Origin of the sequence: Paraeggerthella sp., assembly GCF_048427265.1 — a bacterium.
GTDB lineage: Bacteria > Actinomycetota > Coriobacteriia > Coriobacteriales > Eggerthellaceae > Paraeggerthella > Paraeggerthella hominis.
Genome location: NZ_DBFOSR010000039.1, coordinates 1 through 12,302 on the forward strand (window position 1 = coordinate 1; position 12,302 = coordinate 12,302).

The following is a 12,302-nucleotide window of genomic DNA, read 5'->3' on the forward strand; positions in this document are numbered from 1 at the left end:
GCAACATAACCCACTGCGCATCTTGAAGACGCTCTTCCTTTGCGTCGGCCTTCTTATCAGGCCGAAACAGCATCACCATCGCAGCCAGAGCCAACATGATGGCGAAAACGATCAGGCCGATGCCGCCAACGGTGAACGAAAGGCTGGTTATCTCTCGGCCGTGGATGAAAAGCGGCACGCCGGAAAGCATGAACAGGAGAGGCAAGGCGATGGACAGCACGATCTGCGTTGCGCGTTGGCGGCGCATCACCCCTTGCACAGACGTTGCGTCCTCGGACTCGAGCAGTACCTCGTACGCAGCCTTCGAAGTGGAAAAGTTATCCTGGGCAAGATCAACGGCATGCTCGAACTTCGCCTCGTCGACCGCCAAAGACTCGATCTTATCCCGCAACGCACGGTCTTCCGTTGTAGTCAAGCGAACAAGCGCGGCCGAATCCCCTCGATCGCGCAGACGATGCTCCAGTCGCAGCGTTTCTTCTTCAGCCCTTAAAGAGGCGATCTTGTCCTCCAGGTCGTCCATCTCTTGGTCGATCTTTTCCACGCTGGCGCGGCAAACCGTCAACGCCTCTATATCGGAGTTAAGCGAGTCCAAACGCGCAAGCAGCTGGTCCCGTTGCGGCGCAAGGTCGTGGAACTCCTTGTCCTGACGCTTGAACCGTTCGACCGTTTCAGCGGCGTAAGACAGCTTTTCACGCAGTTCGTCCTGCTGGACGCCTAGGTTGACCAGAGAATGTTCGATACCGGCAGCGCGCGAAGTGTATTCAGCCAGGCGATTCTGGATCAATGAGCGCGCGTGAGCGGGGGAGGCTCCGGTTCCCGACCCTGCCGTTAACAGTTTCGCCGTGACGTCCGATGTGTTCCTAAGCGTGCGAAGCTCGTCGCTCGTAAGCGAGAACATGGTTTGGAACGTTTCTTTGTCGATGTCGGACACCAATGCAGCATCGCCTTGAAGCCCGTCGGCATTACGACCACGCGAGAGTTCGATTTCGTTTCCGCCAGCCTGGAAGAACAAGGACCCGGCGCGTTCGGCGTTCGCAGGCTTGTACGTGTTGCGCATACCACGCGCGTCCTCCCACCCGAACAGAACGCCGCCGACGAACGAAGCCAAGGTTGTTTTGCCTGATTCGTTTCGGCCAAATATCACGTTAAGACCCGGCGTTAACGGCCCTACCGCCATATTGGAAAACGCGCCGAAGGACGCTATTTTCACGCGCTCAAGATAAGGCCTGGTCATCGGTCCTCCCCTTGCGAGAGAAGATCGAGCACAAGGTTTTCGGCTTCTGCGGACAACTCGTCCACAAGCCGCGTGCAAGCACTGGGCAGCTGCATGCCCTTCGCAAGGAATTCCTCTTGAAGATACGCTATCTCATCGTCGGGATTCGAGCGTTGGGCATCGGCGACCTGAAGAAACACCGCGGGGAACAGCCCTTCCCGACGCAACGCATCTTTGTCGCGCGGCTCCACCGTTGCATCAAGCAGGGCGTCGCAGAAAAACGCCGGATACGAATCGTTCAGGTGCTTTCGCAGGTCAGCGCGTATATCATCGCGCTCGAGCATAGCATGAAGATGCGTCGACCCCACCAATGTGATGCGCGAAACCATTTCCTCGCAGTGGGCTTTTCCGTTTTCGCGGAACAGCTCGCGCATGATCTTGTCGGTGACCGCCGGAAGGTTCGCGCAATCGGAAACGTCCACCCGCATGCGCTGCCATACGACGCTTGCCGTGGGAATAGGCTCTATCGTGTTCCGCGCGCCCTCCGTAAGCGTAACGTGGTAGATTCCGCGTTCGCCCGTCTCGTTGATGTCACGGCCCTGAATGCAACCGGAAAACACCAAGCGAGGATCTTCGAAAGACGGGTAAGCGTACCGAAGGTGGATATGTCCTAACGCCCAGTAATCCATCCCGGCGTTCATGAGAATGGATGGCACGACGGGCGCTTTCAAATGATCGAGATTGAGGCCCGTGTGCAAAACCCCTACCGCGAACGGAGCACTGGCAACTTCAGGGTATCTTTGAACAAGTGCCTCTTCAGCAGCGCGGCGCGTCACTCCCTCGGCAATGCACTCGTCAGCCGGCCATGTTTGGTTGTAGTACCCGCGACCCCCCACGATGCAAAGCGGGCGGCCATCGCGCTCGTACAGGGCGAATCCCGGACGATCGCCCGGTAGCATGACCGCATTCGAGGGAAGCGAGAAGCTGTCGTGCTGCCACGAGGTATACGGATCATGGTTTCCCGTGATCAGGTAAACAGGTATGCCCGCTTCCTCAAGCCTGCGCAAGCCAGCAAAAAAGTGCAGGTAGTCGCCGTACGAAGGACGGGCGTTATCGAAAATATCGCCCGCCATCACCACGAAGTCGACCTCGCGGGCAAGAGCGGCCTCTATCACGCGGTCGTATGCTTCGGACAAAGCCGTGAGCAGGCGCGCTGCCCACGCATCGGAAAGCGCGCGTAAACCGCGAAAAGGAGCGCCAAGATGAAGATCGGCGGCGTGGATGAATGTCAGACGTTCGGCCATGCAAGCAGTGTACCTCGAATGCCTGCGACAAGGGAATTACATATAGCCGCCCGCGCGCGAATCGTCGATGAAATCCATGAAGCGCGTAAACTCGGCGTTGAAAGCCAGGGGGATGTCGCGCGTAGGACCGTTACGGTGCTTCGCCACAATCAACTGGGCGGTGCCCAGGTCGGGACGATCTTCGCTTTCAGCCTCGATTTCGTCCATGCTTCGGTCGATGAAGGCAACGATGTCGGCGTCCTGCTCGATCGAGCCCGATTCTCGCAGGTCGGAAAGCATCGGACGCTTCTTGCCGCGCATTTCGACCGCACGGGACAACTGCGACAGCGCAATAACGGGCATGTCCATTTCTTTTGCGAGCACCTTCAAGCCTCGAGAGATCTCGCCAACCTCGACGGCGCGGTTGCCGTCGGCGCGCGCTTTGGGCGGCTGCATGAGCTGCAGGTAGTCGACGATGATCAACCCTTTTTCGGCGTTGCGCAACTCTCGGCGCGCTTTCGCGCGCAGCTCGAGGATGGAAAGCGCCGGCGTGTCGTCGATGTACATTTTCAGATTGGAAAGCTTGCTCGAAGCTTCAACGATGGCACTCCAGTCGGAATCCTGCAACTTGCCCGAGCGCACGTTCGCAAGACCCACGCGGGCCTCGGCGCACAGGATACGCTGGACCAACTGGGAACCGCTCATTTCCAGGGACAGGAACGCAACCGTAGCGCCCAGTTTGGCGGCATTCGTTGCAAGGTTCAACGCGAACGACGTCTTGCCCACACCGGGTCGGGCGGCAAGAATGACCAAGTCTCCGCCGCGGAAACCATGGAACAGGTCGTCAACGTCCTTGAACCCCGATGCAACGCCGGCGATACCGCCGTCTTGAGCGGCGATCTCCTGGATCTCCTCGAACGCATCGACCAGCAAGGTATCGATGCCGGTGAACGCCGACGAAACGCGCTGTTCGGTAACGTTGAACAGCGTTTTCTCGGCTTCTTCTACTACAACGCCCAAGTCGTCGGGGGCATCGTAGGCAAGGGCCGTGATAGACGCCGATGCACGGATCAAGTCGCGCAAAATAGACGTACGCTTAACGATTTCGACATGGTTCTGCCAGTTGGTAAGTGCGAACGTATTGTCCGCAAGCTCGATCAGATACGGTTTTCCGCCAACGGCTTCAAGTTGCCCCAAGCCCTTCAAGTTGTCAGCCAACGAGATATGGTCAATGGGAATATGCCGGGCGTACAAATCGAGCATCGATTCGAAGATACGTTGGTGGGAAGCGCGGTAAAAGTTCGCGGGAACAAGTTTCGCAGCGACTTCCTCGATAGCTTCCTGAGTCAGGATACACGCAGCCAACACGGACTTTTCCGCTTCGATATTCTGAGGTTCAAGGCGACGGCGATCTTCGACGCGTTCGTCCTCAGGAGCAAAATCCGGGCTGTAGGGCGCAATGGGACCTGACATGAAATCTATCCTTTCAAAGGTATCGGCTCCCTATGATACCCCAAGCATTCTACCTGGTCATCAGTAATTTCTATGAGCCAAACACACCTAGTTTCGTTATCCACCGCAGCAAAAGAAACCCCTTTGCCCGCTATCAGGGGCAAAGGGGTTTTCCTCAAGTTTCCACAGCGTCTTGCAGTGGAAAACTATTTTTCAAGCAGGCTGCGATCGCTATTCAGCGGACTCGGCAGCTTCCTCGACAACCTCCTCGGCGGGAGCGACTTCTTCAGCCACTTCCTCAACCACGGTCTCTTCGACGGCAGCCGCGTCGCCGACGAACAGCTTCACGGTGGTCTTGATTTCGCGGTACAGGGAGATCTGAACCTCGTGGTCGCCAGCCGTCTTGATGGCATGACCAAGCGCGATGCGGCGCTTGTCAACATCAACGTCGGTCGCAGCCTTGATGGCGTCGGCGATCATCTGAGCGGTAACGGAACCGAACAGCTGACCCTCTTCGCCAACCTTGGCCTCAACCTTGACGACGGAGCCTTCGAGCTTGGCTTTCACAGCGTTAGCATCGGCAATGCGATTTTCCTCGCGCTTGGCAATGTTGTGCTTGCGCTGCTCGAGCTGCTTGAGGTTGCCCTTCGTGGCCAGGATGGCCAGCTTGTTCGGCAACAGGTAGTTGTTGGCAAAACCGGGAGCCACGTCGACGACGTCGCCCTCACCGCCCTTGCCCTTCAATTCTTGGAGCAGGATGACTTTCATGGTTCCTCCTAGCGCCTAGCGGCTGCGACGGTCGCCGCGACCGCTGATGGCGGGAACCGCGTAGGGCATCAAAGCCATCTCGCGAGCGCGCTTCACGGCGTTCGCGATGTCACGCTGGTGCTGGGTGCAGGCACCCGTCACGCGGCGCGGCTTGATCTTCCCGCGGTCGGTAACGAACTTACGCAGCATCTGAGTATCTTTGTAGTCGATGAACTGCGAGTCCTCCTTGCAGAACTGGCAGAACTTGCGACGCGGCTGCTTCGCGTAATCGGACATTTCAATAACCTCTTTCGTATCGCTTAAAACGGGATGTCTTCGTCATAAACCGAAGAAGAGGCATCAACCACCGGAGCGGCCATTGCGGGAGCAGCTGCCGGCGCGGAGTACCCGCCGCCCATGCCGCCGCCGTATGACGAATCGCTGTTTCGGCTGGACATGAATTCCAGCTCGTCAACGATCACTTCGATCTTGCTGCGCTTTTGTCCGTCGCGCTCCCACTGGCTCCAACGGAGCTTGCCTTCGATGGACACCTTCGTGCCCTTGCTCAGGAATCGCGACAGGCTGTCGGCGCGAGCGCCGAACATCGTGCAGTCGATGAAGTTCGGGTAATCCTCCCATTCGCCGGTCTGCTGGTTCTTGCGACGGTCGTTGACCGCCACGCCGAAGCCCAGAACCGGAAGCCCGCTCGCAGTGGAGCGAAGCTCGGGATCGCGCGTCAGGTTTCCGCTGATGATCACTCGGTTAATGCTCATGGTGTCTTCCTCTTCTCATGACGGGTACCGGGTTTCGAACCGGGACCCTGCGTCGTATCCTTAATCGCGATCGGTGCGCTTGACGATCATGTGACGGACTACAGCATCGGTGATGCGCAGAACACGATCGAGTTCGGCAACGTCAGCGGGATCGGCGTGGAAGTCGATGAGAGTGTAGTCACCATCGGTCAGACCGTTGATCTCGTAAGCGAGTTTACGCTTGCCCCAGTTGTCGACGTTGTCAACCGTACCATTAGCATCGGCGATCGTGGTCTCGATACGCTTCATAACAGCGGCGCGGATTTCTTCGTCGATAGACGGAGCGACAAAAAACAGCAATTCATAAGCCTTCATCAGCTCACCTCCTTTGGACTGTACGGCCCCGGGCTGTGAAGGCGTTAACCGGGGCAGGAATTAGCCTTGCTAGTTTAGCAAAGGAGGAACGAGTTTTCCGTCACAACTCGCAGTATTCTGCCATTACACCGTTTCGCCACACTTCACAACCGTCGCGTTTGCCCAAATATCATTGTCGAACACGTTAAGGACATGATACCAAGGCGATCTAGCCAATGCATGACGTGCGTCCAGCGCGCAGCCATCTTCGATCCATCCGAATCTTGCACGGATCTAGCTTCTACATGACCCCGCTCTGCTTTGAATCTAACGCAGCGCTCGCTCGAACCTTGCACGGATCTAGCAAGAATCTACGTCGATCCTAGCACAGGAGGTCAGAGGCGTAAAAAAGCCGCGACCCTCTGCAGGCCACGGCAATCAATGCGAACAATATGTTCAGGGGAAAACGCCTTACTCGGCAACGTCTTCCTCGAGGTATTTCTCTTCGATATCTTCATCGGCGTAGGAATCGGCATCCTGAAGCGCGATCATGAAGTTGGGAGCTTCGCCAATATAAGCCGGCTCCTCCTCGAATTTCACCTCTCCGTCTTCGGAAGTCTCGTACAGGTACCCCACGGCGTATCCGGTGTCTTCGCCGGGAATGCCGCCTTCGGCGATCAAAGCGTCCTTCACGCCGTCGTCCACTTCGATGTAGCCGTCGTAGCACAGAGCGTACGCCGCCGCGCCGCGGGCATGCTCGACGGTGTGACGCGCAAAGTTGAAGCACTCCTCAGCAGACTCGCCGGGATGATTCTCCAGGAACAGGTTTTCCTTCACCACCAAGGCCGTGAAAGGAATTACCTCGGATCCTTGAGCCAGTTTCTCTTTAGCTTCCTCAAGCGAGAACAGCAGAACCTTCTCCAGGGTTTCAGGAATCTCGGGAACCTCTACGTCAGCGCTCTCGACCATGCGATCAGCCATAACCTCGTCCTTTCAATGAAACGCTCGTACCTTTTCGCAAGCGTGTCTCATAACGGCAATACCGTTTTTTCGCTGCATTCAGTGTAGAGCTTGCCAACCTTAACGCGTATGACTGCCGATGGTATGCGTTGTATCTTCAGAATTCTCAGGCTTACGCGCGGGCTCTTTTGTTTCACGTGAAACGAAGGCTATGTCCGCGTCGAAGCGCATGCATAATGGAAGCTGGGAATGAAACGCATAAAAAACCCTGCACCGCCGAAGCAATGCAGGGCTCCTTTATTTTGAACAGCGCAGCTTAGTGACAGCTGCAACGATGGGCTTTGCGGCCCTTCTTTTTCCCATTGATGCCCTTGTCCTTCATGGACAGAATAAGCTTCTCGGTTATCGCGTTCAGCTGAGCGACCTCTTCCTCGTTCAGACAAGACAGGATTTCATCAGCTGTTTTATCCTGCGCGACAACGCGCTTCTGAGCAACAGCGCGGCCTTCGTTGGTCAACTTTACCGCGTAGGTGCGCTCGCCGTCCGCGTCCTCGATGGTCGCGTATCCGTTGCGAACCGCCTTCTTCACGATATCCTTGAGCTCGCTGCGGCTCATACCCATCACGCCTACCAGATCGCGCTGGGTTGCACCGTCGTTTTCGATCAAGGCGTTCAACAATGCGCCCTGGCCGCGCTTATAGCTTTTAGGGCCGTTCTTGTGAAATCCCAGGCGCGTAAGCTTGCTGGCTTTCTTCAGTTGGTTCAACGTCATAGTAGCTTGATTCATAGGTATTCCTTCTTGCATCTTATTGATCTCTGTATGACAGAAGCTACTATACCGCTTGTTTTTTCACCTATTATATTATTCATAAATTCATCGTGATTAATAGTTTTGGCTGATTATAAGCAGTATTTATATTATTCACGAATAAGGAGTTATCAGCTCCTGAGCACCTTCTCCAAGGGTTTCCCCTTTGCCAGCTCGTCAACCAGCTTATCCAAGCGACGGATGTTCCTCATGAGCGGATCCTCTATGGCTTCAACGCGCACGCCGCACACGACGCCGGTTACCTTGTCGGCGCAAGGATTGATTTGCGGCGCCTGCTCGAAAAACGCGACAAGGTCGGTGTCGTCGCTCGTCTTTTCCTGCAACTCTTCCTGACCGTATCCCGTCAGCCAACGAATTGCCTCGTCAAGCTCGGTTTTTGAGCGTCCCTTTCGCTCCACTTTTTGAAGGTAGAGCGGGTAGACGCGGGAAAACGGCATGGAAAACACCTTTAAGGGATCTTTGCTCATGTCATTCACGCTCCTGCACGGTTACATGGACCGTGTCGCCGATACCTTTGCCAAGTTCGCTTCGTATGCCTTTCAATATACCCACTATATAGCAAACAGAGCCGTCTTCGTTTTTCACTCCCATGTTGACGATGCTCCCGTCGTAGGGAATCCCGTCGAACGTGACACGGGCTTTGACGCGGCCTTTTCCGAACTCTTGGCGAACGTCGTAAGGAAACGGAACGTACGCGCCGCCTTTTCCAATTTCCGATGAACGAATAACCGCATCGTATTCGTATACCGCAGGATTCATAATGGTCCCTCGCTTCGAGTATCCGAATGAATAAGGAGCATGATAAAACAAAAAGCGCCCGAAGGCGCTTGTTTGAAAACTGGCGGAGGAGGAGGGATTCGAACCCTCGTCACCGGGGTTGCCGGTGAAACGGTTTTCGAGACCGCCGCATTCAACCACTCTGCCACCCCTCCGCTTGGGGTGTCGAGGCTATGCCCCGTACTGCAAACGCGCCCTTAAAGGGCGCGGAATTAATCTGGCGGAGAGATAGGGATTCGAACCCTAGGTACTCTTTTGGAGCACACACGATTTCCAATCGTGCACCTTCGGCCAGCTCGGTCATCTCTCCGCTTCATGGAATTGCACACCTGAATCGAAACCAGGTCGTGCAGCGAGTATGTAGTATACAACAGCCCTTACGTCCCCACAAGCAATAAATTTCACCTTCACGAGCTTCCCAACCACAGCCCCCATCAATCCAAACCCATGCGCCCGGCGCGAAACAACCTTCGCTCGGCAAGCACGCCGCCTTGCCCGAAAACCACGGCGCATCACCGCGGCGTACCGCCGCACACGCCCATCGGAAGCAAGCCCTGAAAAGCAGCAAGCCGGCCGCTGCGCGCGGTCGGCTTGCTCTCAATTTATGGGAAACACCTATTACGAAGCTTCTGCAGGCTGGCCGGAGCCTTCGCTCTTCTGCTCGCCTTCGGAAGAAGCATTGTCAGCGTTTCCGGAGTTGTTGGAAGAGTTATCGGCGCTACCTGCTTGCGCGCCCTGATCGGTGGAATTACCCGACTGAGCAGCAGATTCATCCGTCTTGTACTTCGTCACGTCCACGTTGTAGGGAACGTCAGCAGGCATGTCGTTGATCTTCACGTCAGACGCCTCGCGCTGCTCATCGACCCACTTCTGGTACGCCTCGGACTGAGCCTGAGACTTCAAAGACTGCTTGATCGTATCCAGCCAGTCGGAAGGAATCTGATCGACGCTGGTGATCTCCACCTTTTCGGTGCCGTCTTCAGCCTTGGTCTTGGGAGCCTGGTACACATCGGTGCACTTGATGATATGGATGCCGTACGTGCTGGTCACCAGCCCGCTTACCTGGTCTTTCTGCAGGTTGTTGAGCGCATCTTGATACTCGGTCACCAGCTTGGATGTCTTATCCCAACCGATGTCGCCGCCCTTTTCGGCGGAAGCGGTATCGTGCGAGTACTCCTTAGCAGCTTCAGCGAAATCAAGCGCGCCGGAGTTGATCTTGTCCAACACTTCCTGGGCGGTTGCCTCGGCACCGCTATCGAACAGGATATGGGAAGAGCGACGGGCGCCGTCGTAGGCAGTTGCATACATCTGCGCATACTGAAGCTGGTCCGCTTCGCTGGGATCCTCGTCGACGGTGAACGATTCCTTCAGGTACTTGTCTGTGAGCTGCAGCTTGACCTCTGCGCGATAATCGTCTTCGGTCATGCCGGACTGTTCGAGCGCGGCCTGCCACTTCTCATCGTTTTCGTAGTTGCTCTTCATCTGGTCGACGTAGCCGTTCACTTCCGCATCATCAACCGTGACGCCGCGATCAGCCGCGTGAGCCCTGATAACCTCGCGCGTTACGAACGCATCGATGACCTGCTCTCGGAATTCTGCAGGATTCTTATCGAGCTGGACAAGATACTTGCCCCAAGAATCCTCATCGGTCATGCCGTACTGGGTTCTCAGGTTTTCGATGTACTTAGTCACATCGCCTTCGGAAATCTCGACGCCGTTCACCGTGGCTGCCACGCTGTCGGTGCCGGAACCACCCGAGGATCCGTTGCCTCCCGTGCAGCCTGCCAGCCCCCAAACGCACGCAGCGGAGATGCCAACAGCACACACGGTCTTTACAAGATGCAGCTTTTTCATAAGACCCTTCCCTCGAACACGCGTGGTCTTCGCAGTTCATCTGCAAATAACCTGCATGTAAAGATACTGGGCCGTATTTTCGCATACGCACGAAATAGGGTCTCACCTTGCACAAGAAGCCCATGTTCGATTCACAGTCCCCACGCCAGGTTCAGGAAAAACCCTGATACGAAAAGCGCCGCCTCGCATGAGACGGCGCTCGGAACTGCCTTGACTGAAAAAGCCTACTTCTTATTGGCCTTCTTACGCTCGGTAGCGGAAAGAATGCGCTTGCGCAGGCGAATGCTCTTCGGAGTGATTTCCACCAGCTCGTCGCCTTCGATGTACTCGAGCGCTTCCTCAAGCGTGAAGGTTTGCGGGGGAGTCAGCTGGATGGCCTTGTCGGCGCCCGACGAACGCTGGTTGCCCAGCTGCTTCGACTTCGCAATGTTGACCACCATGTCGCCCTCTTTCGCGGACTGGCCAACGATCATGCCCTCGTAGCAATCCTCGCCCGGACCGACGAACAGCTTGCCGCGCTCCTGCAGGGCGTCGAGCGCATACGCAACGCTCTTCTCGGTGGACATGCTGATCAGCGAACCGTTCTTGCGGCCGCCGAACTCGCCGCGATACGGCCCGTACTCGCTGAAGTGGTGGAACATGGTGGCTTCACCGCGCGTGACGTTCAAAAGACGCGTGCGCAGGCCCATGGTGCCGCGCGAGGGAATCTTGAACACGAGGTGCGTCTGATCGCCGCGCTGGAACATGTCGGCCATTTCGCCGCCGGCACTGCCGAACACCTCGATCGCCTTGCCGGCGTACTCGCTCGGCACGTCGACGGTTGCTTCCTCGATCGGCTCAAGCTTGCGTCCCTGCTCGTCCTTCTTGATGAGGACGCGCGGACGGCCCACTTGGAACTCGAACCCTTCGCGGCGCATGGTCTCCATGAGAACCGAAAGGTGCAGCACGCCTCGACCGGCAACCTCGACGCCGGACTTATCCTCAAGCTCTTGGATGCGCATGGAGATATTGCTCTCCGCCTCGCGCATCAGGCGCTCTTTCAACTGGCGAGCGCCCACGATGTCGCCTTCGCGGCCCACAAGGGGGCTGGAAGACGCTTCGAACACGATAGCGATGGTGGGCTCTTCAACCTGGATGGGGTCAAGGCGAATGGGGTTGTCGCGGCTGGTGACCATATCGCCGATGTCGGCGTCGTCCACGCCCACCACGGCCACGATATCGCCCGCGTGCACCTCGGGCTTTTCCTTCTTGCCCAGCTCCTCGAACGTGAACACCTGCTTGATGTTGGTGTTGTAGCGCGTGCCGTCGTTCTTGATGACCAGCACGGGTTCGCCTTTGTGGATGGTGCCGGAGAATAAGCGACCGACGCCGATGCGCCCGACGAAGCTGGAGTGGTCCACCGTGCAGATCTGCAGCGCCACAGGGCCGTTCGGCTCGCAGTCGGGGGAGGGGACCTCTTTGATGATGGTCTCCAGCAAAGGAAGCATGTTCATGTTGTCGTCGGTCGGGGCGAAGCGCGCGTAACCGTTCATGGCGCTGGCGTAGATGACGGGGAAGTCCAGCTGCTCGTCGGAAGCCTCGAGCTCAACCATCAGGTCGAATACCTCGTCAACCACTTCCTCGGGGCGCGAACCGGGGCGGTCGATCTTGTTAACCACCAAAACAATGCGCAACCCCAGCTCAAGAGCGCGCTTCAAAACGAACCGCGTCTGAGGCATGGGGCCTTCGAACGCGTCGACGATCAACAGGGCACCGTCGGCCATGTTCAGAACGCGCTCCACCTCGCCGCCGAAGTCGGCGTGGCCCGGCGTGTCGATGACGTTGATCTTCACGCCGTCGTAGGTGACGGAGATGTTCTTGGACAGGATGGTGATGCCGCGCTCACGCTCCTGGTCGTTGCTATCGAGCACGCGCTCTTCAACCTGCTGGTTCTCGCGAAACACGCCGGACGTGTACAGAAGACGGTCGACAATGGTCGTCTTGCCGTGGTCGACGTGCGCGATAATGGCTACGTTGCGGATATTCTCTTGTTTCATGCCTTTCTTCTTCTTTCTATTCAAGCCACTCCTAGATCGGCGCGG

General features: G+C 56.8%; 13 protein-coding genes and 2 tRNA genes. All 15 read right to left on the reverse strand.

Annotated features, from left to right (window positions below; genetic code table 11):
• Positions 1-1,234: AAA family ATPase (locus ACMNI9_RS04060; RefSeq protein ID WP_418830964.1), on the reverse strand; the 1,234-nt coding region annotated here is incomplete at its 3' end.
• The gene (locus tag ACMNI9_RS04065) at positions 1,231-2,517 is read right to left on the reverse strand and encodes a metallophosphoesterase family protein (protein ID WP_418830965.1); all 1,287 of its coding nucleotides are present in this window, start codon (positions 2,515-2,517) and stop codon (positions 1,231-1,233) included. The genes ACMNI9_RS04065 and ACMNI9_RS04060, both read right to left, overlap by 4 nt.
• A gap of 36 nt (positions 2,518-2,553) precedes the next feature.
• Entirely contained in the window at positions 2,554-3,969 is a 1,416-nt protein-coding gene (gene dnaB, locus ACMNI9_RS04070) for a replicative DNA helicase (RefSeq protein WP_114566341.1), read from the reverse strand.
• Positions 3,970-4,179: 210 nt separating this feature from the next.
• Positions 4,180-4,716 carry a 50S ribosomal protein L9 gene (gene rplI / locus ACMNI9_RS04075; RefSeq protein WP_114566342.1) on the reverse strand — a complete coding sequence of 179 codons (537 nt, stop codon included), beginning with the start codon at positions 4,714-4,716 and terminating at the stop codon, positions 4,180-4,182.
• Positions 4,717-4,731: 15 nt separating this feature from the next.
• Entirely contained in the window at positions 4,732-4,992 is a 261-nt protein-coding gene (rpsR, locus tag ACMNI9_RS04080; RefSeq protein ID WP_114566343.1) for a 30S ribosomal protein S18, read from the reverse strand.
• Between the two features lie 23 nt (positions 4,993-5,015).
• Positions 5,016-5,468 (reverse strand): single-stranded DNA-binding protein, encoded by a 453-nt coding sequence (locus ACMNI9_RS04085; protein WP_114566344.1) that lies wholly within the window; start codon positions 5,466-5,468, stop codon positions 5,016-5,018.
• Between the two features lie 60 nt (positions 5,469-5,528).
• Positions 5,529-5,822, reverse strand: coding sequence for a 30S ribosomal protein S6 (rpsF, locus tag ACMNI9_RS04090; protein WP_114566345.1), 294 nt, complete (start codon positions 5,820-5,822; stop codon positions 5,529-5,531).
• 450 nt (positions 5,823-6,272) lie between these two features.
• Positions 6,273-6,782, reverse strand: a complete 510-nt coding sequence (locus tag ACMNI9_RS04095; RefSeq protein ID WP_216529260.1) for a hypothetical protein — start codon at positions 6,780-6,782, stop codon at positions 6,273-6,275.
• 295 nt (positions 6,783-7,077) lie between these two features.
• On the reverse strand, positions 7,078-7,548 hold the full coding sequence (locus tag ACMNI9_RS04100; RefSeq protein WP_418830967.1) for a MarR family winged helix-turn-helix transcriptional regulator: 471 nt from the start codon (positions 7,546-7,548) through the stop codon (positions 7,078-7,080).
• Positions 7,549-7,700: 152 nt separating this feature from the next.
• The gene (locus tag ACMNI9_RS04105) at positions 7,701-8,027 is read right to left on the reverse strand and encodes a DUF2200 domain-containing protein (protein WP_231088180.1); all 327 of its coding nucleotides are present in this window, start codon (positions 8,025-8,027) and stop codon (positions 7,701-7,703) included.
• A gap of 31 nt (positions 8,028-8,058) precedes the next feature.
• Positions 8,059-8,349 carry a DUF1905 domain-containing protein gene (locus ACMNI9_RS04110; RefSeq protein WP_114566349.1) on the reverse strand — a complete coding sequence of 97 codons (291 nt, stop codon included), beginning with the start codon at positions 8,347-8,349 and terminating at the stop codon, positions 8,059-8,061.
• A gap of 80 nt (positions 8,350-8,429) precedes the next feature.
• A tRNA-Ser gene (locus ACMNI9_RS04115) sits at positions 8,430-8,522 on the reverse strand.
• Between the two features lie 63 nt (positions 8,523-8,585).
• Positions 8,586-8,677, reverse strand: a tRNA-Ser gene (locus ACMNI9_RS04120).
• 308 nt (positions 8,678-8,985) lie between these two features.
• Positions 8,986-10,221 (reverse strand): peptidylprolyl isomerase, encoded by a 1,236-nt coding sequence (locus ACMNI9_RS04125; RefSeq protein WP_216529257.1) that lies wholly within the window; start codon positions 10,219-10,221, stop codon positions 8,986-8,988.
• Between the two features lie 224 nt (positions 10,222-10,445).
• Positions 10,446-12,257: a translational GTPase TypA gene (typA, locus tag ACMNI9_RS04130; RefSeq protein ID WP_114566351.1), complete on the reverse strand. Its 1,812-nt coding sequence runs from the start codon at positions 12,255-12,257 to the stop codon at positions 10,446-10,448.
• Positions 12,258-12,302 lie beyond the last annotated feature (45 nt).

Excerpts from the sequence above, each read along its gene's own strand:
- ACMNI9_RS04065 (WP_418830965.1), bottom strand. The coding sequence starts at position 2,517 with ATGGCCGAACGTCTGACATTCATCCACGCCGCCGATCTTCATCTTGGC.
- dnaB (WP_114566341.1), bottom strand. The coding sequence starts at position 3,969 with ATGTCAGGTCCCATTGCGCCCTACAGCCCGGATTTTGCTCCTGAGGAC.
- rplI (WP_114566342.1), bottom strand. The coding sequence starts at position 4,716 with ATGAAAGTCATCCTGCTCCAAGAATTGAAGGGCAAGGGCGGTGAGGGC.
- rpsR (WP_114566343.1), bottom strand. The coding sequence starts at position 4,992 with ATGTCCGATTACGCGAAGCAGCCGCGTCGCAAGTTCTGCCAGTTCTGC.
- ACMNI9_RS04085 (WP_114566344.1), bottom strand. The coding sequence starts at position 5,468 with ATGAGCATTAACCGAGTGATCATCAGCGGAAACCTGACGCGCGATCCC.
- rpsF (WP_114566345.1), bottom strand. The coding sequence starts at position 5,822 with ATGAAGGCTTATGAATTGCTGTTTTTTGTCGCTCCGTCTATCGACGAA.
- ACMNI9_RS04095 (WP_216529260.1), bottom strand. The coding sequence starts at position 6,782 with ATGGCTGATCGCATGGTCGAGAGCGCTGACGTAGAGGTTCCCGAGATT.
- ACMNI9_RS04100 (WP_418830967.1), bottom strand. The coding sequence starts at position 7,548 with ATGAATCAAGCTACTATGACGTTGAACCAACTGAAGAAAGCCAGCAAG.
- ACMNI9_RS04105 (WP_231088180.1), bottom strand. The coding sequence starts at position 8,027 with ATGCCGTTTTCCCGCGTCTACCCGCTCTACCTTCAAAAAGTGGAGCGA.
- ACMNI9_RS04110 (WP_114566349.1), bottom strand. The coding sequence starts at position 8,349 with ATGAATCCTGCGGTATACGAATACGATGCGGTTATTCGTTCATCGGAA.
- ACMNI9_RS04125 (WP_216529257.1), bottom strand. The coding sequence starts at position 10,221 with ATGAAAAAGCTGCATCTTGTAAAGACCGTGTGTGCTGTTGGCATCTCC.
- typA (WP_114566351.1), bottom strand. The coding sequence starts at position 12,257 with ATGAAACAAGAGAATATCCGCAACGTAGCCATTATCGCGCACGTCGAC.